Below are 24,326 nucleotides of genomic sequence, written 5' to 3' on the forward strand. Positions count from 1 at the left end.
GACTTAGAACTTACGGCTGAAAGAGACCTTCAGATTGCGGCCTGGCATGGCTGTGATGCCGTCAGTCAGATAAGGTTCGTATTCCTTATCGAACACGTTCTCCAGTGCGAGACGCAATTCCGAATCCTTCATGAAGCCTTTGGTCGGCGTCCAGTTGAAGAACAGGTCATGCACGGCATAGCCCGGCGTTTCTGGTCGATTGTAGCTGAGATCGCCTTTGACATAGGAGGTCCGGTCCTGCTTGTCGACAAAGGTCCCTGTCCAGCCAAAATTGATATCCTGATCCGGCAGCTTGTATCCGAGGGTCGCTACAACCGTTGTCGGCATGATATCGTTGATATAGCTATCTGGCCCATAGATGTTGTTGACCGTGCCATGGCGCCGACCAATCATGTAGGTGACGCTTGCATCGGCGAACATGAAGTCATTTTCGTAATGCGCTTCCAGTTCCACGCCACGCGAATAATAGGAAGGCATGTTCCAGTAGAATGGGACTTCGCCGTCTTTCAGGCCAACCTTGTTTGCGCTGCCGACGCGACGCGCCACCGGGTTGGTGACGTGGTTGTTAAAGAACGAGCCGCGCACCATGAACACATCGGAATCGGTAAAGATACCGCTGAACGACGTATCCGCGCCGATATTGATCGTGTTGTTGCGCTCGACTGCCAGATCTCTGCTTGTGCCGGAGGTTTGTGTGCGTCCGCTTTGAACCGAGTAGATTTCGTCAATATTGGGTGCGCGCATGGCATAAGCCCAATCGGCGAACAGGCGCGTTGTGGGTGTTACCTGATAGGATGCGCTGATCGCTGGTGTGAAACCATGGTGGGATGCTGACGAATAGTCATGTCCGGCTTTTGGATCGTTATAGATCGCAGCGGCATTTGGCTCGCCTTCGGAGCGAACATAGTCATAGCGGATGCCGGGCGTGATGGTCAGCTTGTCGGTAATGGCCATGCGATCACGCATGAAGAAGGATGTTACATCCTGTTTGCCGCCGGGCATGATCCATGGGGCGTAATAGCCATAATTATAGCTTTTGTCGTTCTTCTTCGTGATGTCGAACATCGTCACATCGCGAATGTGGTGGTTATACTGCACACCGTAGTTCAGGCTGTGTTCGATACCGCCAAGCTCGAAGTTGGAGGTGTTTTCAGCTTCGATATGAAAATCCGAATATTTCGCATCGTTTTCGGTACCACCAAGCGATGCCGTGCCATTCACGCCGGTTGCACGTTCAGCATGCATGTCGGTCGAGGAATAGCTCGCCATGATGCGGGTGTTTACGAGGTCGCTGTCGCCGTCATAGGTGTGCTCGAATACCGAAGTGAAGTCTTTCAGCTCACGCCATGCAAGCAGCCTGCGCATTGCTTCCTTATAGGCAGGTGTGCCGGGAACCAGGCTATTGCTGGTCGGCTGAAGCTGTCCGCGAATGGCTGCAAGTGGTCCCCAATTGGCGCTCTCACCATAAAGAACAGAGGCCTTCACCTTGTGCCCGCCATATTCGCCGGAAAGCTTGCCGGAGAATGAAGTGAGTTCAGAACTTGAGTAATTATAGGTCTCGCCGCCGCCGACACGCATGTTGTCGCTCTTGCGCCAAGTCAGGCTGGCAATACCGTCAAACGTCATGCCGGTGCCGAGATTGGAGCGGCCATAAACCGCGCCCGTTTCCAGAAACTGCTTGTTAGCTGTCTGATATGCGGTTTTACCCCACGCACCCCAGCTTTCGCCTTCGCGCAGCATATCAGCGGCATCCTTGCTCTCAAGCTTCACGGTGCCACCGAAGCCACCATTGCCATATCGGACCGAGGTTGCACCCTTTTCAATCTCGACGCGCTTGAGCAGTTCTGGCTCAACGAAGATCGTGCCCTGATCGTATTTTTCAAAGTTTTTCGGCGCGCCGTCGAGCAGAACCCGAACGTCAGTCTGTCGCGAGAAACCACGGATCGAAATCGACTGGCCTTCAGTGCGGACACCCCCCAGCATTGCTACGCCGGGCGTCTTTTTGATGAGTTCGGGAATTGTCGAGGCCTGTGCCTGTTGCATCTGTTCAGGTGTAATCTGAGAGACGCGCGGGTCGAGATCAGCGAAGTTCACGCCGGTAATCTGGGAGAAGCTGATCGTATCGAGCTGCACTGCTCCGTCAACAGCAGGCACGGCTGCATTGTTTGCAGCCGTTTCGCGCTCAAGGCGTACAGTGCGATTGCCGGTGAAGCGATACTGGATATCCGTGTTGCGCAGCAATGCAGAAAGCGCGTCGGCAGGCGCCATGGTTCCGCTGACGCCGGATGTCCTGAGGCCGCTGGTCACAGATGCATCGAATGCGATTTGCAGACCTGTCTGAACTGCAAGGCGATTAAGTGCCGTTGAAAGCGCACCCGCCGGGATATTGATGCTGACTGCTTGCGATGCTGTCTGTGCCATTGCTGGCGCGGTCATAAACGGGCTTAGAACTGTGCCACTCAAAAGCAGCGAAGCAAACAGCGGGCGGGCGCAGGCAGTGAGAATGCGCGAGGAGGGGCTTTTCATGTCGTTTCCAGTCTCAACGTTCAAGGCGTTGGTGTCGGGCATTGGGTGGCTGAGGCATTCGCGCGGGTTGCGCAAACTGCCTTTCACCAACTGGACGAATGAATTGAGCTGTTTGGGACATTTGGTCGAAAATTAATTATGCAGCACCGTGAGCAATGACCCCACACGCACTGCTTTCAGCTCAAATGCCTTGACAAAATCATCAAGTGCTGTCGAGGGCGCGGAGAGATCGAAGGTGCCTGTGATCCGGCGTTCGGCGAGGTCGCTGCTTGCGATCATCACCTTACCCGGAAGGTGGCGCGCAATATCTTCGACCACATGTTCCAGCGGCTGGTCCTCGAAAACAAGGCGACCTCTTCGCCAGGATGCGGCAAGTTCCGGATCGACCATCGAAACCTGGCCTATACCATTCCGGCTGTCGTATGAAACGCTGTGTCCCTCATCCAGCCGCAGCGTATCAAGCGGGCTGAAGGCAGATGATGACGCGCTGGTCTGCACCTGAACTGCGTGTTCGGTGACAACGACATCTGCGCCGCCGTCTTTCAGTTTCACATCGAATTGGGTGCCAAGGGCAGTCACTTCGCCATTTGCGGCCTTAACTGTGAAGGGGCGCTGTGGATCTGGCGCCACAATGAAATAGGCTTCGCCGCGCAACAGCTGCACCTGACGCCCATCATTCGTAATATCGAGTGCGATTGCTGATCCGGCATTCAGCTGAACGGTCGAACCATCGCTTAACTCAATGACCGGCATCTCGCTGCTCGCCGATATAGCATCAGCACGCAGGCGCATCGGCCCGTCAAAGGCAAGGAAACCGCCCGCGAGAGCTGCGAACAACAGCATGGAACTGACGGCCGCGCGCACAGGGTAGCGCGGCTTTCTGGCCGCGGTTTTTGCAAAGTCGGTGTCTTTCAGCAACAGAAATCGCGTATCGCTGAAAACGCGCGAAGCCTTGGCAAATGCAAGCTCGTGTCGGGAATCACTAGCGCGCCAAAGCGCACAGGCTTCGACAACCTCCAGATCTCTGGGCGATGCCTGCAACTGCATCAGCCAGTCGACAGCCTGTTCCTGGATTTGGCGCTCAGCCTTATCATTCTTCTTTGCCGTCGCGCGCATTATGCCTGATCCAGTTCGTCGAGCCGCAAGAGGCAGTGCATAAGCGCTTTCCGCAGATGCCTGTCCACCATATTGCGCGTAATTCCGAAGCGTATGGCTATTTCATCTGGGGATAGATTGCCGATCCGGTGGGCAATGAACGCGCGGCGCTGACGCAAGGGCAGTTCCATGATCGCATCACGCAGGCAGGCGAGGCGGCGCGGCATATCCAGCGCCAGATCAGGATTTGAATCCTTGCTTGCAATGTTTGCGGCTTCGTCTTCAGTGCCGCAAAAGAGCTTTGCTTCAAAGCGTTCGCGGCGAAACCGATCAAGACCGAGATTAATCGCAGCGCGCGTAAGAAAGGCGCGTAACGACGATTTGCCTTGAAGATCGGTTCTGCGGTCTTTCAGCCTGACATAAAGATCGTGGACGACTTCATTGGCATTGGAGGAGGCGTGCCCACGCCGACGGACTGCGCGGCACAGTTCGTCGTAATAATCTGTAATAGCGGCATCGATATCTGCAATTTCTTGCAGAGGAAAAGCCGAAGGCAGATTGGATTTGTCAGATTGGTTCAAGGCAGGCACCACATTTTCGTGGCGGCACCATAGTTATGCGCTTGTGCAAACGCAATAATATATGAGAAATATACTCATCTTATGTGGGTGCTGTTGCATTTCGGCAAAAATGGCCGATAGCCGCAACGATGGAGAGCACTCCACCGCAGCGACAAAGGAAGCAAAGCCTTATTTCGGCAACTGGGCCGCGGCCTGCTTGATGGCCGTTGTGATCTGCTGGCAGAAAGGCTCGACGCTTTTGCCAGATGTCTTTGCATAGTCTTCGACGTCGGTTTCCTGTCCCATTGACTGGACTACGCCCTTTTTGCCGGCTGCCTGTGCTTCTTCAAGACCGGATTTGTCGGCTGGTGCCTGCATGATCTTCATGATGGACTGCTGGCTGTCGATGTCTTCCTGTGTCGCGAAGCCTTTGTCCTTGCAATACTCGACGATACCGAGCTGGTTCTGTGCTGCTTTATAGAGCGCTTCCGGTGTCATCTGCTGTGTGGCCTGGCCTTGCGCCATAGCGCCGCCTGCGGTGACCGATGCCAGAATAAAAGCGCAGATACCTGCAGTTTTCATCGTTTCAACCTTTCAGTTCTTTTGCATTTCCCACCCGAGCAAACAGATAGAGCGGGTCCGGTAAAACGGAACCCGCCCTGAAAGGCTTAAAGGTCATAAAAGGCATCGCGAAATAAAGACCTGCAAAACCGGGTAACAAGTTTTTACTGTATCCGGGGTTTCCAAGGCTTTGTTTCGTCACATTCGGAACCGGGGGTTACGCCCAGAAATACCGCACAATGTGGAAGAACACCGGGGCCGAGAAGACAAGACTGTCGGCGCGGTCGAGCATACCGCCATGTCCTTCAATCATGTGTCCCCAGTCTTTGACCCCGCGATCACGCTTGATGGCAGATGCCACAAGCCCGCCGAAAAAGCCCATGACGCAAGCGGTTGCGGCCAGCGCACCAGCTTGTAATGGCGAAAACGGTGTGAGCCAGGCAAGTCCAGCCCCCAGAAGAGATGCGCTCGCGACCCCTCCGACAAAGCCTTCCCAGGTTTTGGATGGAGAAATATTGGGCGCAATGCGATGCTTGCCGAACAATCTTCCGAAAACATATTGCAGCACGTCGCTGCCCTGAACGGTTGCCACCAGAAATGCGATCAGCAGCAGCTTCTTGCCTTCGAAGCCCGGAATATCCAGCGTCATCAACGCAGGCACATGGCTGATGCAATAGACCGAGAGCATGATGCCCCATTGCTGTTCGCTGATGCGTTCGAGAAAGCGCGACGTATCGCCGGAAAGGGCAGTCAGCACCGGCATGGCGAGGAAGCAATAGACCGGAATGAAGATGGAATAGAGGCCGTACCAGTCAATCCAGATCAGGTAATATTGCACCGGAATGACCAGCAGGAACATGCCAAGCAGCACGCGATGATCGGCGCGACGGGTTTGTGTAAGCGTCGCATATTCGCGCAATGACGCAAACGAAATGAGCGCAAACAGCACGATCACGCCGCCTTTGCCGAACAGGAAGGCGATGCACATGGCGCCGACCATGATCCACCATGCCTTGATGCGGGCATTGAGGTTGACCAGCGTGGATGAAAGCGGTTTTGGCGCACGCCATGACAAGACACCGGCAACGGCACTGGCTGTGACCAGAACGCCCATGAGGCCAAGGAAGAGTTGGGTTGTTTCGCTCATGGGTGATTACCATTCTGAGGCTGAATATCGAGAAGGCTCTGGCGCGCGCGCGTGAGAAATTCCTTGCGGTCCTCGCCCTCTAGGAGCTGAACCGGCGCACCGAAAATTACACGACAAAGAAGCGGCACGGGCAGCATCGCGCCCTTTGGCAGCACGCGTGACATGTTTTCAATCCAGCATGGCACCAGTTCAACATCCGGTCGCGCCAGCGCAAGATTGTAGATGCCGGACCGAAAACGCAGCAGCGCTTCATCGGTCATGTTGCGTGTGCCTTCGGGAAAGATGATGAGCGAATGACCATCGGCCAACGCTTTCAGCATCACTTCCATCGGATCTTGTGTGCGTTCCACCCAGTTGCGTTCCACAAGCACAGTGCGCAGCAGCACTTCAGCCATGAACTGGCGTACGGCATTGCCCCGCCAGTAATCAGCACCGGCGACGGCGCGGGTGCGCGCACGTTCTTCCTGATTGAGGCAGGACGAAAGCAGAATGAAATCACCATGGCTGGTGTGGTTGGCGAAATAGATGCGCTGATTGCGCGAGGGTCCGGTGCCGCTCCAGATGGGCCGCACGCCGGTAATCCCGCGCGACAGGATCGCCAGAAACGAGCCGAAAATCGATTGCACCTGATGGCGGATCAGTTCCCGCATATCAAAGCCCCTGACCATGCGGCACGAAGGCCAGAAGAATGAACAGCACGATGGCAAGTGCCAGAAAAACCCGCAAACGACCGATGATGCGCCGGGAACCGGCGATCCGTTCGACGAGCGGGCGGGTGGGGCCGATTGTTTTACGCAGGTCCATTTTTTCGAGTGTCCTGTCGAGTTCGATCAGTCCCGCCTCTTCAATGGGATTTGCGGCAACCAGCCGAAAAAGTGCTGCATCAAACAGCAGGTGAGCGGCAATTCCGAGAGTGACCAAACTACTCGCAAGGAGGACCGGCCAGACCAGCCAGAAGGTGAGGTCATGCACGACGCGCAAAAACGGTGCGACAGCCAGTATCAATACGGCCAGTGCAATGCCGAGATAGGCATTTCGCTGCAAACTTGCCGCGATGCTTGATGCCTGCGCGCTCATTCATGCACCTCACTTGTGTGCAGATGCACCGGCCAGCCTTTTGTGCGGATCAGCGCTTCGGCTTCGCGTTGATTGTTCACGCGACCTGTGTTGATGAGCCAATGAGCTGCAACCGTGGCGCTGCGTTGAAAGCCCAACGCGCAACAGATGAGCACCGGACCGTGATGGCATGCGACTTCGACCGCATCTGATGCAAGCCGTAGCTTTTCTGCGGGAGGCTTGATGAGATCAATCGTGCCGTAGCTTTTCCAGTCTATAGAGTGCGCGGGTGGCACCATTTCGGTCGCAAGATCAATGACGGTTGAGAAAAATTGTAGTTCTCTAGCCTTGGGAAAGCGTCCGAGGAAAACATTGTCGCCAAGTTCGACATGGGCTGGAAGCCTGCGCGTCCAGAAGCGGATATTCAGACGGGCAAAGAAGCGGTAAGGCCAGAGCAACAGGCGGCTGGCGAGACTGACCGTACCGTCTGTCTGTTTTTCGAAAATACCGGCACCCGCACCGAAATAACCAAGCGCCACAAGCGCCAGTGCAGTTGCGGGCCAGAACCAGAAGATCGCATAGCCGGTGATGCTCAGACCATGGACGCCCAGCGCAAGAAAAACTGTTGCCCCCGCAAGATAATACAAGCCGATCCGCCGGGATTTAGGGTCTGACGTGAGCTGAAACTCTGCCAGAGGTGAGGGCGTGTTGCGTGGAAAAAGCCACAGCGCAAACAGCCCGAGCAAAGCGCCAGCCGGAATATCAACCGCATGATGCTGATAGGTGGTTAGCACCGATAATCCGATCAGCAGACACCAGACATGCCAGACCACACGCATTATATCGCCCATCACGCGACGCATCTGATCCCAGATAATGATCAAAAGCGCGATATGCAGCGACGGCGCCTGGTTAAACGGTTTGTCGAATCCCCCCAGCACATCGAACATGAAACCCGGCAGGCCGGATGTCTCAGGTTTGACAAATGTGGCTGTCAGCGGAAAGGCAACAAAGCAAAGAACGGCGATAATCTGCGCGGTGAGATAACGCTTTGCCAGCCGGTCCACCTGTTCCGGGCCGTCATTGACGAAAAGTGCTATCGCGTAAAACAGATTGACCGACCAATAGGGAATGATGCTCCACGCGATAAAGGGAACATGGCCTTCCCAGTTGAAAGCGAGGTTCGGCACGTCATCATGGAGCGATGCAAGCCAGTTGGCGGTGCCATAGGTCAGATAGAAAAACGGTCCAAGAAACAGAAGCCAAGCGATTGCGCGGCGGATCACAGGCCACCGCGAGAAACCATCAAGCTCCGTCAATTGCGTGGTCACGCTTTAGCGTCTCCGATGCGTTCGGCAATCGATACGGTAAAGATGCCCCATTGATCGGTGCGCTGTTCGATTTTGAGATAGCCAGCCTTTTCGACAAGCTGATCCATTTCGCCCTGTGTGCGGCGGCGCATTACCCATGCCTGTCCGCCGCGATGTGACGTGAGCGCACGCGCGATCATTTCAAGCTGCGGATGCCATGGCTGGTTGGTGTAAATGAGCAGTGAGCCCGGCTTCTGCACACGGGCGAGACCCGAAAGCGACCGGTTAATGAGCGCATTGTCCGGGAAAAGCTCATAAAGCCCCGACACAATCGCGAGGTCTGGCTGTGGTGTGACCGTTGCCAGACTGTCTTCGTTGAACGCATCGCCTTCTTCCATATGGGCGATTGCTTCAAGACCGCGATCCTTGATGAGCTTGCGTCCAGCCAGCACATTGATCGGCGAGTAATCGCGAAGATGAATGCTGTCCGGCAATTCGCCGGCACGCACCACCGCATCAATCACATAGCGGCCATGCCCACAGGCAATGTCGAGGATATTGGTCGATCGACCTTCGCTTTCCAGCCGCCTGATGGCGTGTCTGATCAGTTCCTCAAGATGCACTTTGCGCTGGCGAATGCCGCGCCAGCCGATGGCTTCCAGAAACTGCTTGTCGATGAGCTTGCCGCCGGGACCCAAGCCCCGCACTTCATTCTCATAGACATAATCGAGCGTGGAGCCTGAATCGAAACCGGTACGACGACCAACTTTCAGCCCTTCCGACAAAAGCGAGCCAAAGCCGATAGAGGCGCGCGTCGAGGCCCAATAAAGCCCGCGCGGTGAAAGCAGCGGTAGCGGACTTGATAGTCTGTCAGCCTCATCGCGCGTATGGCCTGCAATATGCGCTTCCGTCAGATCGGCGCGTTGTGGTGCCTCCGCAAAACGCGCCTCGATGAAATCATGGATCAGCGCGAGTGCCGGCTTGCGATCCCTTTCACCCAGCGTGTCATGGTAAAAACCTTTGAGCACATGGCGCTCTTTAATGCGGCTGCCGAGATTCTCAAAAAAGCGATGCTGTGGTGTTGGCCGCACGACAAAATCGCTGCCGGAAATGAGAAGCTGTGTCGGAATGGTAATCGCCCGCGCATCATTCACCACGCGCTTTGCCGCCTCATAAAGCTGAAGCAGAATATGCGAGGCGATTGGCCGTGTAATCAGCGGATCGGTGCGATAGGATTCAATACGCTCCCGATCATGGGTCAGAAACTGCGGTTTGACGTAGGAATTGACGAAGAACGTGCCTTTGAGTTTCTGCCAGAGCGCGATGCCCTCTTTGGCGAAAGGCACATAAAGCTTGATGTCGAAGGCTGGCGACGCCATGACAAGCGCACGGATATTGGGCGCATAGTCATGCACCCATGCGCTCGCCAGAACGGCGCCAACGCTTTGCGCAATAAGCGCGACGTCTTCGTTTCTTACGCCGGTTTCATTGCGGATATGGGCAACGAAACTATCGAGATCGCGGATTGATGCTCCGAAGGACGGCGAAAAGCCGCGCACGCCCGGAGAGTTTCCATGGCCGCGCGCATCCCAGGCATAGAATGCATAATCATCAAGGCCGAGCTCATCCACGAGATGTTTCACACGCCCGCTGTGCTCATGACCGCGATGCAGCAGAACGATAACGCCCTTCGGCTTTTCAGAGCGGGCAGGCCAGAAACGATAGAACAGCGAAGTGCCGTCATGGGTGACGAAATGGGATTCTAGCGGTTCACGATGTGACGCCGTTTCATGCCCCGGCAATTCTATGCGCTGGCTCATCATTTCTCCTCTCAACAGGCCTTCTCCCATTTTTAGGGATGAACTCCAAGTTATTCGACCCAATTACTATTGAGTAGAATAGAATGTTTGAATAAACGAGCTAAGGCCGGTCGCAAATAGCTGATTTCTACATAATCGTCATTTCCAAAAGTTTCCCGAAAGTTTCTTATGTCTGTTTATCAACTTAAGTCCCGTTTCCAGAACTTGTTGAGACCTCTTGTCGTGCAGCTTGCAGCAAAAGGTGTGACGGCCAATCAGGTCACGATCGCAGCTGCACTGGTCTCAATTGTTCTTGGTGCTTTTCTTGGGTTGAACGGGAATGCAGTCTGGTTTGCGCTGGTGCCGGTCTGGCTTTTTCTGCGCATGGCGCTCAATGCAGTTGATGGTATGCTGGCGCGCGAACATGGTCAGAAATCCATACTGGGTGCCTATCTAAACGAGATCGGCGATGTAATTTCCGACGCGGCGCTCTATGCGCCTTTTGCGATCATCGCGCCGTTTTCGGCGCTGTGGACATTCGCGATTATCTTCATCGCCACACTGACGGAGTTTGTCGGCGTAACGGCAGCCTCGCTCGGATCAAGCCGCCGTTACGACGGCCCAATGGGCAAGAGCGACCGCGCTGTGGTCTTTGGTGCGCTGGGTGCGTGGATCGCCATTGATGGCATTCTGCCACAATGGATGTTCTGGTTGCAGCCTGTGATTTGTGCGCTTTTGATCCTCACCGTCGTCAAGCGCATCCGCAACGGCATGGCAGAAGCCCCGAACGCATAAACGCGGGGCTTCTTCTGTCTTGAGAACTATGCGCTTTTAGTTTGCAGAAACAAAAGCCGACATGCTGGTGATCAGCAGCATTCCGACAGTTGCGCCTGCGTCCTGAAGGCCGATGGTCTTTTCCTGAAAAGCTGCGGCCTTGCCGTGCTGGGCAACCATCGTTTTGGTCGCTTCAAGCGCATCTTCTGCAGCTTTGGCTGCGGCTGCAAGCGCATCTGCCAGCGAGGCACCCGCTGATGCTTGTCCTTCAAGCGTTACGGCGATTGGATCAAGCACATCGAGAAGCGTCTTGTCGCCAACCTTCGCCTTGCCGCGCTCGGCAATACCATCACGATAGGCACGCCAGAATGCGGCAATCTCTGCGGTTCCCAGCTCGTCAATACCGTCACATGCCTTGCTTGCACGCAGGAAGCCGGTCGCGGTCAGCGTTCCCATGGTTGATGGCGCGACGCGTGCCATGGTGGCACCAGCGGTGCGCAGAAGCTTGGCGATGCCTGCAGCTTCACCTTCCGCGTGGGCAGCTTCCGAAGCTGCTGCAAAGGCCTTGCTCATGGTGATGCCGAGATCGCTATCGCCAACCTTGCCGTCCAGCGCGATAAGGAATTCGCGCTGTTCTGCAAAAAGCTGCTTCCAGCTGTCGAAAAGGTTGATCAGATCAGATGCTGTAATGACGTTCATAATCTGACCTCAACCCGCAAAATGCTTGAAGAATGGGGTATTAGCGGATGCGGCAACCAGTGGCTCCAGTTCTTCATCAAGATGGAGCACGGAAACTGACGCGCCAGCCATTTCCATGGACGTGGCAAACTCGCCGATCCAGACATGCTTGACCTTGACGCCACGCTCATCAAACAGCTGGGAAACCCGGCGGAACATGATGTAAAGCTCTTCAAGCGGCGTGCCGCCAAGACCATTGACCAGAACGGCAACTTCGTCGCCCTTGGCATAGGCCTGCTCGGCGAAGATACGTTCCATCAGCTCGTCGATGACTGCATCTGCGCTGGCAAGCTTCTTGCGGCTGATGCCAGGTTCGCCATGGATGCCCATGCCGATTTCCATTTCATCTTCGCCGATGGAGAAGGTGGCGTGACCGATTTCCGGCACAACGCAGCTCGAAAGAGCAACGCCCATGGTGCGGGTGCGCAGACGTGCCTTGTCGGCAAGACGTGTCACTTCATCAAGCGAGAGAGCATTGGCTGCAGCTGCACCGGCTGCCTTGTAGACAAAGAAGATACCGGCGACGCCGCGACGTTTGTGTTCTTCACCGACAACCGAGGACGCCACATCATCATTGCCGACAACCTGTTTGACGGCGATGCCATCGAGATCGGCAAGTTCTGCAGCCATATCGAAATTGATGATGTCGCCGCTATAGTTACCATAGATGTAGAGTACGCCTGCGCCCTGATCGATGGCTTTGGTGACCTGATACATCTGCTCCGAGCTTGGCGATTGGAAGACGCCGCCGACAGCTGCGCCATCGATCATGCCTTCACCAATATAGCCGAGGAACAGTGGCAGGTGGCCGGAGCCGCCGCCTGTTGCAATGCCGACCTTGCCGGATTTGGTATTGGCTGTGACCATGCAACGCTTGTCATTATCGACAAAGGTAAGCTCGGGATGTGCCCGATAGATGCCTTCGAGCATCTCATCCACGAAATTGACGGGATCGTTCAAGAATTTCTTCATGATTTCCTCTTGAGAGTATCGGGTTATTTCTTGCGTTGGCGGGTGACGAAGAAGGCGGCAGCCAGCAGGATGAAGCAGCCTACGACGAGACGCTGCCATGTGCTGGGGATGCCGACGAGCACCAGAACACTGTTGATGACGGTGATGAGCAGCACACCGAGAAGGGTGCCGAAGACGGTGCCGGTGCCGCCGGTGATGCGTGCACCACCGAGAACCACGGCGGCGATAACCGCAATTTCGGTTCCAACAAAGTCGAAAGGGCTCGACTGGCGATTGGCGCAGACATGGATGATGCCTGCAAGTCCTGCCAGACCGCCTGCATATCCGAACAGGAAGATATGGATGGTGCGCAGATTATAGCCGAGGCGGCTTGCGATCTGGCTGTTACCACCCATCGCAAAAATCGCGCGGCCCATCAAAGTGCGGTTCAATATCCACCAGGTCAGGATTGCAGCCGCAGGCAGCACCAGAAAATAGAATGGCATGGTGATGGTTGCACCGGTCGCCGATTCAAACTGGAACAGCGGAAGGCGACCGAAAGCCCCCATTGTCGGAGGCAGGGACATAATCCAGACCGTACCGACAAAAGCCAGCAGGAAGCCGCGGAAGAGATACTGCGTGCCGATGGTGACGATCAATGACGGCACATTGAGGTAATGCACCAGCAGACCGTTGAGAACACCAAGGAAAATACCGCCAGCAATCGCCATCAGAATGATGAAGATGATCGGCAGTTCCGGCATATAGGACTGCACCAGAAGCGTCAGCGAATAGACTGTCGTGGCGGCAATTGCCGTAAAGGAAACATCAATGCCACCAGCGGCGAGAATGATGAAGACGCCAAGCGCAAACAGGCCCATCACCACACTGGCACGGCCAATATCGATCAGTGTCGAGGCTTGCAGGAATGCAGGGTTGATGATCGAGACAATCGTGCAGATTGCCACGAGCAGGAAGAAAGTGATCGATTCCGGGCGCCTGCGAATGAAGTCGCCCAGCTTGAAGGATTGGCCTCGACCCATATCCTGTTGATACTGCGACGCATTCATTGGGCAACTTCCTTCTGCGACGACATCATGGCTTGATAGAGCTGATCTTCGGTGGCCTGTGCAGCATCCAGTTCTGCAACGATGCTCCCCGAGTTCATAACGAGAATACGGTCGGCATTCTGCAGAAGTTCCGGCAGATCATCGCTAACGATGATGAGGCCCATGCCAGCTTCGGCCAGCGCCTGAATTGCGCGGTAAATCGTGTCTTTTGATCCCACATCGACGCCAACGGTCGGGCCGTGCAGCACCAGAAGCTTGGGGGCAATACTCAGCCAGCGACCGATCAAAACGCGCTGCTGATTGCCGCCCGAAAGCGCACCAACAGGCAGGTCCAGATTGGTTGTGTTAAGCCGCATCTCTTTCATCAGCGAGGCGGCGATGTTGCGGCCCTGTTTCTGGTCGACGATACCAAGGCTGTTGCAGAGCTTTCTAAAGATCAGCGCGATCTCGTTTTGGAAGATCGACTTGTCGAGGAAAAGGCCTTCTGCAAGCCGGTCTTCCGGCACATAGCCTATACCGCGCTCAATGGCTTCCGCAGGGCTTTTGACCTCGGTTACATTTCCTTCGAGGCGGATTGAACCGGAATGCGCAGGCACAACGCCGGTGATCGCCATCGCAAGCTCATTGCGGCCGGAATCTGCAAGACCGGTGATGCCAAGGATTTCGCCTTTGCGTAAGCGAAAGCCGATGTCCTTGAAGCCCGATGCGGTAAGGCCGTCGAGTTTAAGCAGTTCGGCATCGCCGGGCTGTGCCGTGCGATAACGTTCAGCGTCGATTTCCCGGCCGATCATCAGCTCGGAAAGCTGCTTCTTGGTGTAGTTTTCGATTGGGCCTTGTGCCACGCACTGGCCATCACGGAAGACAACCGCATTGCCGCCGATGCGATAGCATTCATCGAGCTTATGGGTCACGAAAAGCACTGCGACGCGCTCAGCGCGCAAGCGTTCAACGACTTCAATCAGATTGTCCACTTCGCGACGGGTCAGCGATGTGGTTGGCTCATCCATGATGACAAGCTTGGCGCGCGTTGCAATGGCGCGGGAAATGGCAACCAGCTGGCGCATCGCGAGCGGCAGCTCGGAAACGATGGTGTTCAGAAAGACTTTGTCGGTTGGCAGGCCAACCGTGCTCAATGCCCGTTCTGCAGTCTCGCGAAGCTGCGAAAGCTTGACGCTGCGGAACAGTCGGCCATTGCCTTCAACGAGCTGCTCATTCAGCGCTACGTTTTCAGCGACGGTCAAATTGGGAATAAGCGACAGATCCTGATAGACGGTCTCGATACCGGCTGCCAGCGACTGGATCGGGTTCAGCGAGGCATATGTTTTGCCATCGAGAATGATCTCGCCTTCGCTGGGTGCGTGTGCGCCGGACATGATCTTGATGACGGTGCTCTTGCCGCAGCCATTCTCACCCAGCAGGTGATAGGCCTGACCAAGATCGATTGTCAGGTCGATGCCGCGCAGCGCATGAACACCACCAAACCGCTTATGAATGTTGCGCAGTTCGAGAAAACGATCCGGCGACCGGTCGTTGCTCGTCCCATTCGTCGTTGTAGTTGACACGTAAAATTCCTTTATCGCCGCACCGCTCGCCAAAGCGATTGGGCTGGCTGTAGGATCGACCGACGGTAATTATCGGGCGCTAATGTCTTGCTTTATGGCTGTTTTGTTGGTTCAGGCACCCGGATGCAGCGGGGGCTGCATCCGGGTTTTTGAAACCATCGCGCGAGGCTGAACGATGTCCACGCACGATGGTCAGGCTACCTGTGCGTAACGCCTAGAACAGGTGTTCCTTGTAGGTCGCCTTGTCAGCAATCACCATGCCGTTGCCGATCACGAGAAGGCCTTCGCCTGCACCCTTCTTCACGCGAACGCTGTTATAGCCTTCAACGCCAAGATCGGTGCCGTCCTTGACTTCCTTCTTTTCAAGGAACAGACGGGCGAGCGCATTCATAGCCATGCCAGCCTTCTGCGGATCCCAGAAGCCGATTGCTGTAATCGCACCGGATTCGAGCAGATCAGCCGAAGGGTTTGGCAGACCGGTGCCGACCAGGCAGACCTTGCCGCTCAGGCCCGCTTCATCGATAGCGCGGCCAACGCCGAGAACGTCGTTACCGGCAGAGGTCTGGAAGCCCTTCAGATCAGGATGCTTGCGCAGGATTTCCTTGGCCTTTTCATAGGTGCCGTTGGCGTCGTCGAAGGATTCGTTGTTCGGATCGACGAGCTGCATGTCAGCGTACTTCTTGGCGTTTTCTTCCGCTGCGCCAACCCACTGCATGTGCGTGCGGCTGCCGAGCGAGCCAACGAACGTCGTCCACTTTCCGCTCTTGCCCATGCATTCTGCCAGACGCTCGTTGAGCGCTGTGCCGTAATCGGCATTATCGAAGGCTTCGACGTCGGCCATGGTGTTGACCTGGTTGTCGGCTTCATGGGTCACAACAACGATGCCGCGTTCCATGGCGCGCTTGAATGTGCCTTCAAGAACAGCTGGGTCCATAGGAACGACTGCAAGCGCATTGACGCCCTTGGCAACGAGGTCCTGAACGATTTGGAGCTGCTGTGCTGCGTCAGATGTTGCAGGGCCGCTCTGTGTTGCAACCACATCAGGATTTGCCTTCTGATAGGCTTCAACGCCGGTGTTCATGCGGTCGAACCAAGGAATACCGCTGATCTTAACGACAGTTGCAATAACTGGCTTTTCCTGTGCGACGAGCGTACCCGCGCTGCCCGCGACGATTGCTGCGCCAATGACAGTGCCGGCGAGCAGTTTTTTCGTTACTGATTTCATGATTTCCTCCACGCTAACATTCCCCCAATGTCTATGGTCGGGTGCCTGAGGGTTGAGCACCGATATTTCCCTTTTGGCGATTGCCGAGGGTAAAGAATCCCGCGATGTCGTATTTTCCGACTGCGAGGAAGGCGAGCAGCAGCAGGCCCCAAGCGAAGTCGCGGACAAAATTGGAAAGACCACCGAAGTTGAGCAGGCTGGACATCAGCTGCAGGGCAACTGCGCTCAGGACTACGCAGATCACGCGGCCATAGCCACCTTCCGGCTTAACACCGGCCATGACGGCAATCAGAATGGCGACCAGAAGGTAAGAACTGCCATAATCGAACTTCACGTTGACGTTGCGTGCCGCGATGATGATGCCCGCAATCCCGGCCAGCAGACCGCTGGTTGCATAGGTGGCAACCAGTACGCCGTTGCGCGGAAAACCGGCAAAAACAGCGGCTTTCGGGTTGGTTCCCATCAGCATCAGCCAATAACCGTAGGGCGTAAAGCGCACCACAGCAGCAATCAGCAACGCGACTGCGATAAAGATCAGGAAGCTGATAGGAACGGCCAGAAACATGTCGTTGCCGATGCGCGACAGCAGATCCGGGCTGCCAACCATGACGGCACGGCCACCAGACACGACAACCGCAAGCCCCGTAAACGCCATCTGCGTGCCGAGCGTGCATAGGATTGGCGTGATATTGAAGCGCGCAATCAGCACGCCGTTGACGATACCGCCTGCAAGGCCGATCACCAGTGCCAGTCCGATGAACGCGAGGCTAAAGCCTAGCTGGTTTTCGGCGCTGGAAATGAACATCGAAACGATAACTGCGGAAAGTACGCCCGCCAGATTGGCCAGAGCGATACCTGAAAGATCAATCCCGCCATTGCCAGCGCACATTGCCAGCATCACGCCGATTGCCAACAGCCCGATTTCAGGCACCTGGCCTGCCATCGACTGCAGATTGAACAGGGATAGGAAAGATCCACCCGAAATATACGCGCCAAGCGCGAGCAATCCGAGATTGATGACAACTAGCATAGCAAGCTGATTGCTTGTCTTCTGCATGGTCTCCTCCTACCATGTTTAGTAAACAAAACTGTTATTCACTAAATAAATGACCAAGAGGTTGGGGCTTGTCAAGCGCAATATCAGGGAATTATGGTTGCCTAACAGGTGGAATTACCCTAATCGTTTTAAACAGCAGTGGTTCTGTTTACTAAACTACAACGCAGTTCCCCCATCAAAGTCGAAGTTCCGCTTGGAAAATATGAAAAAGAAAAAGTCTTTTACGATCAGAGATATTGCCGAAAATGCGGGTGTTTCTCCCGCTACAGTGTCGCTTGTTCTGAACGGCAAAGGCGAAATTTCGGGCGAGACAAGAGCCCGTGTGCTTGAGTCGGTTTCCCGGCTCAATTATGTGCCGCGCGCAGCTAAAACTGGATCTGGTGGCGGTGAGACAATCCGCTTTCTGAAGATCGCCAAGCATGGCGAGACGGTAAATCGCGACCACAGCGTATTTGTCTCCGACTATATCGATGGCATGTCGTCTGAGGCCACGCGCCGCAATTACACGCTTGAAGTGGTAAGCTTTGAAGGGCAGCCGATCAGTGCGGTGGCAGAATCGCTGGCCGGTGCGCCGGTGCGCGGTGTGATTGCTCTGGGAACCGAGCTTTCGGCAGCAGATATCCACATGATACAGGGGCTTGGCCTGCCAACTGTGTTTATCGATACGTTTTATGAGGTCGTCGAAGCCAACTTCGTAGACATGAACAATGAAGATGCTGTCTTCAAGGTTCTGTCGCGCTTCAAGCAGCTTGGTTTTTCGCGCATCGGCTTTGTCGCAAGTCATACGGAAACGACGAATTTCCGCCTTCGGCGCGATGCGTTTTTCAAGAATATGCAGCGTCTGGACCTAAACGTTCAGGAACGCGACATTCTTTCGGTTGAATCAACCTATGAGGGTGCGCATCGCGATACGTGCGCAATGCTGCATTCGGGTCCTGATCTGGCCGAGTGCTATTTCTGCACCAATGATATCATCGCCTATGGCTTCATCCGGGCATTGAAAGGCAAGGGGCTTCGTATTCCTGATGATGTTTCGGTGATTGGTTTTGATAATCTGCCGCAAAGTGCGACCATGGAGCCTGGGCTGACGACTGTCGAAGTATCCAAGCGCAAGATCGGCAATCTCGCCGTGACCATTCTCGATGATCTCATCAGTACCGCTGAATCGCAGCCACCAGTGAAAATTCTGGTCGGTGCAAGCCTCGTCATCAGATCAAGCGATGCTGGTGTTACGGCTAAATCTGCTGCACCAAAGACCGGCGCCTTTACCAGCTAATCCCATACAATAGAGCATGAATTTTGATAGGCGGCAGGCGGAAGCTTGCCGCCTATTTTGCATGTCTTCGCCTCTCTCAGCCCTCTTCCTGAGCGATCCGCTTTCCAGCAGCTCTGTCGGGTAAGTTGTGCGGATGGCTATCCACACCTCCCAAATAGGTAGACAATTACTCTTGTAATTTTAATTATACATCTGTATTCAGAATGAGAGTTCGCTATGGGCTGGAGGCAGAGGAGCCTTCCCGGGTGATCTTTCAAGCAGTCAGGCGGGAGGAAGTTTCGTCTGATTTCCAAGGGAGGAATTAATGAATAAGCTTGCTATGCTGGCGGCTGTTGCTGCCTTTTCGTTGCCTGTTACCGCCATGGCGCAGGACGCTCCGGGTACTGTTAAAAAAGACAGCTATCGTTTCGTCATCGTGCCTAAGGTTGTTCATCCTTGGTTTGACAAGGTGAATGAAGGCGCACAGCAGGCCGCTGCTGCGCTCAAGGCGCAGACCGGCGCCAATGTTGAAATCGTCTACTCGGCACCACAGAGTGCAGACGTTGTTCAGCAGAACCAGATTATTGACAGCGCACTTGCCACCCGTCCGGATGGTCTTGCACTCGATTTGCTCGATCCGTCGGGCAACCGTGCGTCGCTCGAAGAAGCACAGGGACAGAAGATTCCTCTCGTGCTGTTCGACTCCGTGCCGCCGGAAGGCATGACCATCACGCATATCGGTTCAGATTTCTGCGAGCAGGCCAAGATTGCTGCCCGTCGTCTGGTCGAAGTGCTGGGTGGTGAAGGCGAAGTCGCAATCATGATGGGCGTGCCTACCGCACCGAACCATTCGATCCGCGCCGATTGCCATCGCGAAGTGTTCAAAGAACATCCGGGCATCAAGGTTGTTGCTGAAGGCATCGACAATGACAGCATCGAAATCGCACAGCAGCAGGCTGCCGCCATCATGCAGGCCAATCCAAACCTGAAGGGCTGGGTTGCTTCGGATGCGGCTGGTCCGATCGGCATCGGTCAGGCTATCGTCGAAGCTGGCAAGCAGGGCAAAGTCACGCTGGTCGGCCTCGACAATCTGCCGGAAATGCTCGACATGATCCGCAATGGCGTGGCTGACAGTTCGTCCGCATCGCAGCCTGAACTTCAGGGTTACTGGTCGGTGATGACGCTCTGGGCACAGGCAACCGGCGCTCCGGTTCCTGGCTATATCGACACCGGCAATGCGTTCCTTACCAAGGAAAACGTAGGCAACTGATCCGTTCTGGTCTTGTTGCAGGGGCACGGGTTCTCCCGTGCTCCATTCTTTCCTGTCCTATCGGCTTTGACTGGCGGCTTGCCGGACACACCGATAGTTTTCCAAGGTGTCCATCATGGCTTATCTTGAAACAAGCGGATTAGGCCGGGACTTTCCGGGCGTAACTGCGCTGGATGGTGTTGACCTGAAAATCGAGCTCGGTCGCACGCATATTCTTGCTGGCGAAAACGGCGCCGGCAAATCAACACTCGTAAAAATTTTGACCGGAACCGATAGCGCTTCGCGCGGTCAGGTGCTGATTGATGGTCGCGATCCTGTCGCTGATCCTGCGCTCTATAAAAACGTCGCCTATGTTCCGCAGGAGCTGACGCTGTTCCCGCAGATGAGCGTCGCTGAAAACCTGTTCATGCCATTCAGCCGAACCGGCCATGGCGGCTTTCTCGTCAACCGCAAGGCGTTGATGGAAGAGGCAAAATCCTATCTCGACCGTTTCGGCATCGAAGCGCAGCCGGATGATCTGGTTGCCAATATTTCTGTGTCCGATCAGCAGCTTTTGCAGATTGCGCGTGCCTGCACCAATGAGCAGATGAAGGTGCTGATCCTTGATGAGCCGACATCTTCGCTGACGCGTGTTGAAGTCGAGCGTGTCTTCAAGGTTATTCGTGGTCTTCTCGATCGCGATCATGCGATTGTTTTCATCAGCCACAAGATGGAAGAAGTCTTCCAGATTGGCGATGATTATACCGTTCTGCGCAATGGTACGAAAATCGAAAGCGGTCATATCAAAGATATTACCGAAACTGATCTGATCCGCGCCATGTCTGGGCGCGATCTTTCCTTTGATGAGCATTTCCGTCCGTCAAAGCCTACCACTGAAACCATCATGGAAGTGCGCGGACTGTCCGGTTCGCGTTTTGAAGACATCAGTTTTGATTTGCGCAAAGGCGAGATTCTCGGCTTTGCCGGACTGGTGGGCGCTGGACGCTCCGAAGTGATGCAGACGATCTTCGGCTTTCTGAAAGCCAAATCGGGCCAGGTGAAGGTGGAAGGCGAGAGCTGGGCACTGAATGATACCTCGCGCTCGGTTTCCGGCGGTATGCTCTATCTTTCGGAAGAGCGCAAACATCACGGCATTCTGCCGCTTCTGTCACTGCGTGAGAATATCGGCATTTCGGTATTGTCGTTGACCAGCGGCAAGTTGGGTATCTCCGACCGCCGTGAACGCAATATCGTGCAGAAGATCATCGATGATTACGGTATCCGCACATCTGGCATGGGCAAGCGCATCTCGCAGCTTTCGGGCGGCAATCAGCAGAAGGCCATTATCGGTCGCGCCATGGCCACGCGTCCGCGCGTCCTCATCTTTGATGAGCCGACGAAGGGTATCGATATCCGGACTAAATCCGAGATTTATCGCATCATGAAAAATCTCGCCGAAGAAGGCGTCGGTGTCATCCTCGTCTCCTCGGAACTCAACGAATTGCAGAAATGCGCAAGCCGTATCATCACCATGCATAACGGCCATATCACCGGTGAGTTCTCCACCACCGATACCAACAATGAAACACTCGTGGGCGCGATCTTTGGAACAGAGGTAAAAGCCGATGCAAACTAATCCCCTTTCCAATCTCATCCGCACGCCGCTGGCCGGTGTCTTTGTGGCGCTTCTGGTGATCTTTGCCCTGTCGGCGATCCTTTCACCCTATTTTCTCACACCTTACAATCTGTCGGTTGTTGCACGCGGTCTCGCCTTTGTCGGTCTCATCACCATTGCGCAGTCGATGCTGATGGTGCTCGGCGAGCTCGATCTGTCGCTCGGCGTGATCGGTGGTCTTTCCGGCGTTGTTTCGGGCATTCTGATGGTTCGGATGGGTTTTGAGCCTTATTCGGCAATGCTGCTGGCAATATTGCTTGGCCTTTGCCTTGGTCTGTTCAACGGCTTCCTCGTCACCTTCCTCCGCCTGCATTCACTGGTACTCACCATTGGTACGGCGGGCATTTTTGGCGGTGCCAATCTGGTGCTGACCCGCGGTGTTGCCATCACCGGCATTCCGCGTGATGTGCAATATCTCGGCCGTGGTGATTTGTTCGGCGTGCCAGTGCCGTTCATCATCATGTTTGTTGCACTGCTGGTGGCGACTTTCGTGATGCTGAAAACCCCGTTTGGTCGTTACATGTATGCCATCGGCAACAATCGTGACGGCGCTCGTATGCTGGGCATTCGCGTGGACCGTGTGCGTCTTATGGTGTTCGGTGTGGCCGGTGCCATTGCAGGCCTTGCAGGCGTGCTGATGGTTGCGCGTCTTGGAACGGCACAGCCGTCGATTGGCGACAGCTGGGTGCTGGCTCCGATTGCTGCATCCGTCATCGGTGGCGTTGCCACAACGGGTGGTATCGGCAGCCCGATTGGTGCGATCCTCGGTGCAGGTATCATCGCTATTATTGAAAACATTATCGTTCTGTTCGGTGTCTCCCCCTATTGGCAGGGCATTGTTTCAGGTGCAATCGTCGTGCTGGCAATCTCGTTCGATGCCATATCGCGTCGTTATCTGCGCCGGGATGCCCACTGATCTGACGACCTGACACGTTTTAGAAAGCCAGAAATATGAATGAACAAGTCAAAACGAAGAAGCTGATCAACGCGCCGGAAAACATCATTGCAGAAATGATCGAAGGTATGGTCGGCGCGCATCCCGACATGCTGCGCGTTGAAGGCGAAACAGGTCGTGCGGTTGTGGCGGTCGATGGGCCACGCGAAGGCAAGGTCGGCATTGTGGTCGGCGGCGGTTCAGGTCATGAGCCAGCTTTTGCAGGCTATGTCGGGCGCGGCCTTGCCGATGCGGCAGCTGTTGGTAACGTGTTTGCCTCCCCATCGCCTGCTCATATTGCAGAAGCGGCACGGGCTGCGGACGGTGGCGCTGGCGTGCTGATGCTCTATGGCAATTACACAGGCGACGTTCTCAACTTCACGATGGCTGCAGAAGAACTCGCACAGGACGGCATGGATGTGCGCCATGTCGCGGTTGCGGACGATGTGGCCTCGGCTCCGCTTGATCGCAAGTCGGAGCGTCGCGGTATTGCCGGTGACTTCTTTGTGTTCAAGGTTGCTGGTGCTGCCGCTGATCTGGGTGAATCTCTGCCGCGTGTTGAAGCGCTTGCACAGGCAGCCAATGAAGCGACCCGTTCTATGGGCGTGGCATTGAGCCCTTGCTCGCTGCCACAGACCGGCAAGCCGAACTTCTCTATCGGCGATGATGAGATGGAAATCGGCATGGGCCTGCATGGCGAGCCGGGCATCCGCCGCCAGAAGCTTGCGCCTGCCGATGAAGTGACTGACGAGCTGATGGCCTCGGTCGTTGAAGAACTGGCGCTCAAGGCTGGTGATCGCGTTGCTGTTCTGGTCAACGGACTTGGCGCGACCACGCATATCGAGCTTTACCTGATTTTCCGCCGCGTGAAGCAGATTCTGGATGGCAGGGACGTTCAGATTCACGCCTCTTGGGTTGGCGAATATGCGACGTCGCTCGAAATGGCTGGTGCATCGGTGACGCTGATGAAGCTCGATGCGACGTTGCAGACGCTTCTCGATCATCCATGCCATACGCCAGCTCTAACGGTTGGTGCCGTGCAGGCAAGCGATCGTGAACCGGCTTCACATCGCAAGGCGCAGCGCAGTGCTGAACACAAAGAAGCTGCCACGGACACGCCGCGCAAGCTCATCACCGAGGGTGATGTGACACCTGCGCTTTTCAAGGCGATGATGATGAATGTCGGCAATCAAATCATTGCCGAGAAGAACTGGCTTTCGGAACTCGATGGCGTGATTGGCGATGGCGATCACGGCATTACCATGGAAATCGGCTGGAAGGCCGTGCAACATGCGCTTGAAGACGAGCAGGGCGATGAAACCATTGAAGCCATCTGCAAACGCATGGCCAAGGCGTTTCTTGATGCGGTTGGTGCCTCGTCGGGCCCGCTCTATGCAACGGCATTTCTGCGTGCGGGTACGGCTGTCAGCAATCGTCTGAACCTTGACGGAACCGGCATTGCCGAATGGCTTGCAGCCGCATCGCAAGGCATCCAGGATAGGGGCCGCGCGGCACCGGGCGACAAGACGATGATCGATGCATGGGTTCCGGCGGTTGAGGCTGCAAGTGAGGCCGCGAAGGCTGGCAAGTCCACGCTCGACGTACTGATTGCGGCACGCGATGGTGCGGAAGCGGGCATGAAGGCGACGGCTGCAATGGAATCGCGTCGTGGCCGTTCAGCCAAGCTTGGCGAGCGCTCCATCGGTCATATTGATCCAGGTGCAGCGTCTACATTCGTAACCCTGCGCGCCATGGCAGAAGCGCTTCAAGCGAAGGCTTAAT

General features: G+C 55.4%; 21 protein-coding genes. 6 read left to right on the forward strand and 15 right to left on the reverse strand.

From position 1 onward, the window contains the following. Window positions 1-3 precede the first annotated feature (3 nt). The 9 genes from ABWV94_RS09535 to ABWV94_RS09575 form a co-directional block, all read right to left on the reverse strand. Window positions 4-2,526 (reverse strand): TonB-dependent receptor, encoded by a 2,523-nt coding sequence (locus ABWV94_RS09535; RefSeq protein WP_353413410.1) that lies wholly within the window; start codon window positions 2,524-2,526, stop codon window positions 4-6. Between the two features lie 132 nt (window positions 2,527-2,658). Further along, on the reverse strand, window positions 2,659-3,642 hold the full coding sequence (locus ABWV94_RS09540; protein WP_353413412.1) for a FecR family protein: 984 nt from the start codon (window positions 3,640-3,642) through the stop codon (window positions 2,659-2,661). Then, on the reverse strand, window positions 3,642-4,211 hold the full coding sequence (locus ABWV94_RS09545; protein WP_353413414.1) for an RNA polymerase sigma factor: 570 nt from the start codon (window positions 4,209-4,211) through the stop codon (window positions 3,642-3,644). Before ABWV94_RS09545 ends, ABWV94_RS09540 begins: the two co-directional genes overlap by 1 nt. Window positions 4,212-4,370: 159 nt before the next feature. After that, window positions 4,371-4,763 carry a hypothetical protein gene (locus ABWV94_RS09550; protein ID WP_079213235.1) on the reverse strand — a complete coding sequence of 131 codons (393 nt, stop codon included), beginning with the start codon at window positions 4,761-4,763 and terminating at the stop codon, window positions 4,371-4,373. A 196-nt stretch (window positions 4,764-4,959) separates the two neighbouring features. Then, window positions 4,960-5,889: a phosphatidate cytidylyltransferase gene (locus ABWV94_RS09555; RefSeq protein ID WP_353413416.1), complete on the reverse strand. Its 930-nt coding sequence runs from the start codon at window positions 5,887-5,889 to the stop codon at window positions 4,960-4,962. After that, the gene (locus ABWV94_RS09560; protein WP_079213233.1) at window positions 5,886-6,539 is read right to left on the reverse strand and encodes a lysophospholipid acyltransferase family protein; all 654 of its coding nucleotides are present in this window, start codon (window positions 6,537-6,539) and stop codon (window positions 5,886-5,888) included. Before ABWV94_RS09560 ends, ABWV94_RS09555 begins: the two co-directional genes overlap by 4 nt. Before the next feature lies 1 nt (window position 6,540). After that, on the reverse strand, window positions 6,541-6,966 hold the full coding sequence (locus tag ABWV94_RS09565) for a hypothetical protein (RefSeq protein ID WP_079213232.1): 426 nt from the start codon (window positions 6,964-6,966) through the stop codon (window positions 6,541-6,543). Then, entirely contained in the window at window positions 6,963-8,276 is a 1,314-nt protein-coding gene (locus tag ABWV94_RS09570; protein WP_353413419.1) for a phosphatase PAP2/dual specificity phosphatase family protein, read from the reverse strand. The genes ABWV94_RS09565 and ABWV94_RS09570 overlap by 4 nt, the downstream gene beginning before the upstream one ends. Further along, the gene (locus ABWV94_RS09575; RefSeq protein ID WP_353413421.1) at window positions 8,273-10,075 is read right to left on the reverse strand and encodes a bifunctional alpha/beta hydrolase/class I SAM-dependent methyltransferase; all 1,803 of its coding nucleotides are present in this window, start codon (window positions 10,073-10,075) and stop codon (window positions 8,273-8,275) included. Before ABWV94_RS09575 ends, ABWV94_RS09570 begins: the two co-directional genes overlap by 4 nt. A gap of 168 nt (window positions 10,076-10,243) precedes the next feature. Between ABWV94_RS09575 and ABWV94_RS09580 the strand changes: the two genes are divergently transcribed. Then, window positions 10,244-10,849 carry a CDP-alcohol phosphatidyltransferase family protein gene (locus tag ABWV94_RS09580; RefSeq protein WP_353413423.1) on the forward strand — a complete coding sequence of 202 codons (606 nt, stop codon included), beginning with the start codon at window positions 10,244-10,246 and terminating at the stop codon, window positions 10,847-10,849. Window positions 10,850-10,885: 36 nt separating this feature from the next. Here the strand turns inward: ABWV94_RS09580 and ABWV94_RS09585 are convergent, their stop codons facing one another. The 6 genes from ABWV94_RS09585 to ABWV94_RS09610 form a co-directional block, all read right to left on the reverse strand. Next, window positions 10,886-11,527 carry a dihydroxyacetone kinase family protein gene (locus ABWV94_RS09585; protein WP_079213228.1) on the reverse strand — a complete coding sequence of 214 codons (642 nt, stop codon included), beginning with the start codon at window positions 11,525-11,527 and terminating at the stop codon, window positions 10,886-10,888. 9 nt (window positions 11,528-11,536) lie between these two features. Beyond that, a complete protein-coding gene (locus ABWV94_RS09590; RefSeq protein ID WP_353413425.1) occupies window positions 11,537-12,538 on the reverse strand; it encodes a dihydroxyacetone kinase subunit DhaK in 1,002 nt (333 codons plus the stop codon). Window positions 12,539-12,561: 23 nt separating this feature from the next. Further along, entirely contained in the window at window positions 12,562-13,587 is a 1,026-nt protein-coding gene (locus ABWV94_RS09595) for an ABC transporter permease (protein ID WP_079213226.1), read from the reverse strand. Beyond that, entirely contained in the window at window positions 13,584-15,149 is a 1,566-nt protein-coding gene (locus ABWV94_RS09600; protein ID WP_079213225.1) for a sugar ABC transporter ATP-binding protein, read from the reverse strand. The genes ABWV94_RS09595 and ABWV94_RS09600 overlap by 4 nt, the downstream gene beginning before the upstream one ends. Window positions 15,150-15,363: 214 nt before the next feature. Continuing rightward, window positions 15,364-16,374, reverse strand: coding sequence for a substrate-binding domain-containing protein (locus tag ABWV94_RS09605; protein WP_007877226.1), 1,011 nt, complete (start codon window positions 16,372-16,374; stop codon window positions 15,364-15,366). A gap of 31 nt (window positions 16,375-16,405) precedes the next feature. Further along, the gene (locus tag ABWV94_RS09610) at window positions 16,406-17,431 is read right to left on the reverse strand and encodes an ABC transporter permease (RefSeq protein WP_094544576.1); all 1,026 of its coding nucleotides are present in this window, start codon (window positions 17,429-17,431) and stop codon (window positions 16,406-16,408) included. Between the two features lie 202 nt (window positions 17,432-17,633). On the opposite strand from ABWV94_RS09610, the gene ABWV94_RS09615 reads away from it, so the two are divergent. From ABWV94_RS09615 to dhaL, 5 genes are all read left to right on the forward strand, one after another. Next, a complete protein-coding gene (locus ABWV94_RS09615) occupies window positions 17,634-18,707 on the forward strand; it encodes a LacI family DNA-binding transcriptional regulator (protein ID WP_353413428.1) in 1,074 nt (357 codons plus the stop codon). A 304-nt stretch (window positions 18,708-19,011) separates the two neighbouring features. Then, entirely contained in the window at window positions 19,012-19,956 is a 945-nt protein-coding gene (locus ABWV94_RS09620; protein ID WP_007877220.1) for a substrate-binding domain-containing protein, read from the forward strand. Between the two features lie 115 nt (window positions 19,957-20,071). Next, a complete protein-coding gene (locus ABWV94_RS09625) occupies window positions 20,072-21,571 on the forward strand; it encodes a sugar ABC transporter ATP-binding protein (protein ID WP_079213223.1) in 1,500 nt (499 codons plus the stop codon). Then, window positions 21,561-22,526 (forward strand): ABC transporter permease, encoded by a 966-nt coding sequence (locus ABWV94_RS09630; RefSeq protein WP_007877211.1) that lies wholly within the window; start codon window positions 21,561-21,563, stop codon window positions 22,524-22,526. Before ABWV94_RS09625 ends, ABWV94_RS09630 begins: the two co-directional genes overlap by 11 nt. A 35-nt stretch (window positions 22,527-22,561) precedes the next feature. Continuing rightward, window positions 22,562-24,325: a dihydroxyacetone kinase subunit DhaL gene (dhaL, locus tag ABWV94_RS09635; protein ID WP_353413430.1), complete on the forward strand. Its 1,764-nt coding sequence runs from the start codon at window positions 22,562-22,564 to the stop codon at window positions 24,323-24,325. Window position 24,326: the final 1 nt, after the last annotated feature.

Origin of the sequence: Brucella sp. NBRC 12953 (genome assembly GCF_040369775.1) — a bacterium.
GTDB classification, from domain to species: domain Bacteria; phylum Pseudomonadota; class Alphaproteobacteria; order Rhizobiales; family Rhizobiaceae; genus Brucella; species Brucella pseudogrignonensis.

Bases quoted from the DNA above. Each gene is read 5' to 3' on its own strand.
- ABWV94_RS09620 (WP_007877220.1), top strand. From the start codon at position 19,012: ATGAATAAGCTTGCTATGCTGGCGGCTGTTGCTGCCTTTTCGTTGCCT.
- ABWV94_RS09595 (WP_079213226.1), bottom strand. From the start codon at position 13,587: ATGAATGCGTCGCAGTATCAACAGGATATGGGTCGAGGCCAATCCTTC.
- ABWV94_RS09625 (WP_079213223.1), top strand. From the start codon at position 20,072: ATGGCTTATCTTGAAACAAGCGGATTAGGCCGGGACTTTCCGGGCGTA.
- ABWV94_RS09560 (WP_079213233.1), bottom strand. From the start codon at position 6,539: ATGCGGGAACTGATCCGCCATCAGGTGCAATCGATTTTCGGCTCGTTT.
- ABWV94_RS09590 (WP_353413425.1), bottom strand. From the start codon at position 12,538: ATGAAGAAATTCTTGAACGATCCCGTCAATTTCGTGGATGAGATGCTC.
- ABWV94_RS09540 (WP_353413412.1), bottom strand. From the start codon at position 3,642: ATGCGCGCGACGGCAAAGAAGAATGATAAGGCTGAGCGCCAAATCCAG.
- dhaL (WP_353413430.1), top strand. From the start codon at position 22,562: ATGAATGAACAAGTCAAAACGAAGAAGCTGATCAACGCGCCGGAAAAC.
- ABWV94_RS09535 (WP_353413410.1), bottom strand. From the start codon at position 2,526: ATGAAAAGCCCCTCCTCGCGCATTCTCACTGCCTGCGCCCGCCCGCTG.
- ABWV94_RS09575 (WP_353413421.1), bottom strand. From the start codon at position 10,075: ATGAGCCAGCGCATAGAATTGCCGGGGCATGAAACGGCGTCACATCGT.
- ABWV94_RS09615 (WP_353413428.1), top strand. From the start codon at position 17,634: ATGAAAAAGAAAAAGTCTTTTACGATCAGAGATATTGCCGAAAATGCG.
- ABWV94_RS09555 (WP_353413416.1), bottom strand. From the start codon at position 5,889: ATGAGCGAAACAACCCAACTCTTCCTTGGCCTCATGGGCGTTCTGGTC.
- ABWV94_RS09580 (WP_353413423.1), top strand. From the start codon at position 10,244: ATGTCTGTTTATCAACTTAAGTCCCGTTTCCAGAACTTGTTGAGACCT.
- ABWV94_RS09630 (WP_007877211.1), top strand. From the start codon at position 21,561: ATGCAAACTAATCCCCTTTCCAATCTCATCCGCACGCCGCTGGCCGGT.
- ABWV94_RS09550 (WP_079213235.1), bottom strand. From the start codon at position 4,763: ATGAAAACTGCAGGTATCTGCGCTTTTATTCTGGCATCGGTCACCGCA.
- ABWV94_RS09610 (WP_094544576.1), bottom strand. From the start codon at position 17,431: ATGCAGAAGACAAGCAATCAGCTTGCTATGCTAGTTGTCATCAATCTC.
- ABWV94_RS09605 (WP_007877226.1), bottom strand. From the start codon at position 16,374: ATGAAATCAGTAACGAAAAAACTGCTCGCCGGCACTGTCATTGGCGCA.
- ABWV94_RS09585 (WP_079213228.1), bottom strand. From the start codon at position 11,527: ATGAACGTCATTACAGCATCTGATCTGATCAACCTTTTCGACAGCTGG.
- ABWV94_RS09565 (WP_079213232.1), bottom strand. From the start codon at position 6,966: ATGAGCGCGCAGGCATCAAGCATCGCGGCAAGTTTGCAGCGAAATGCC.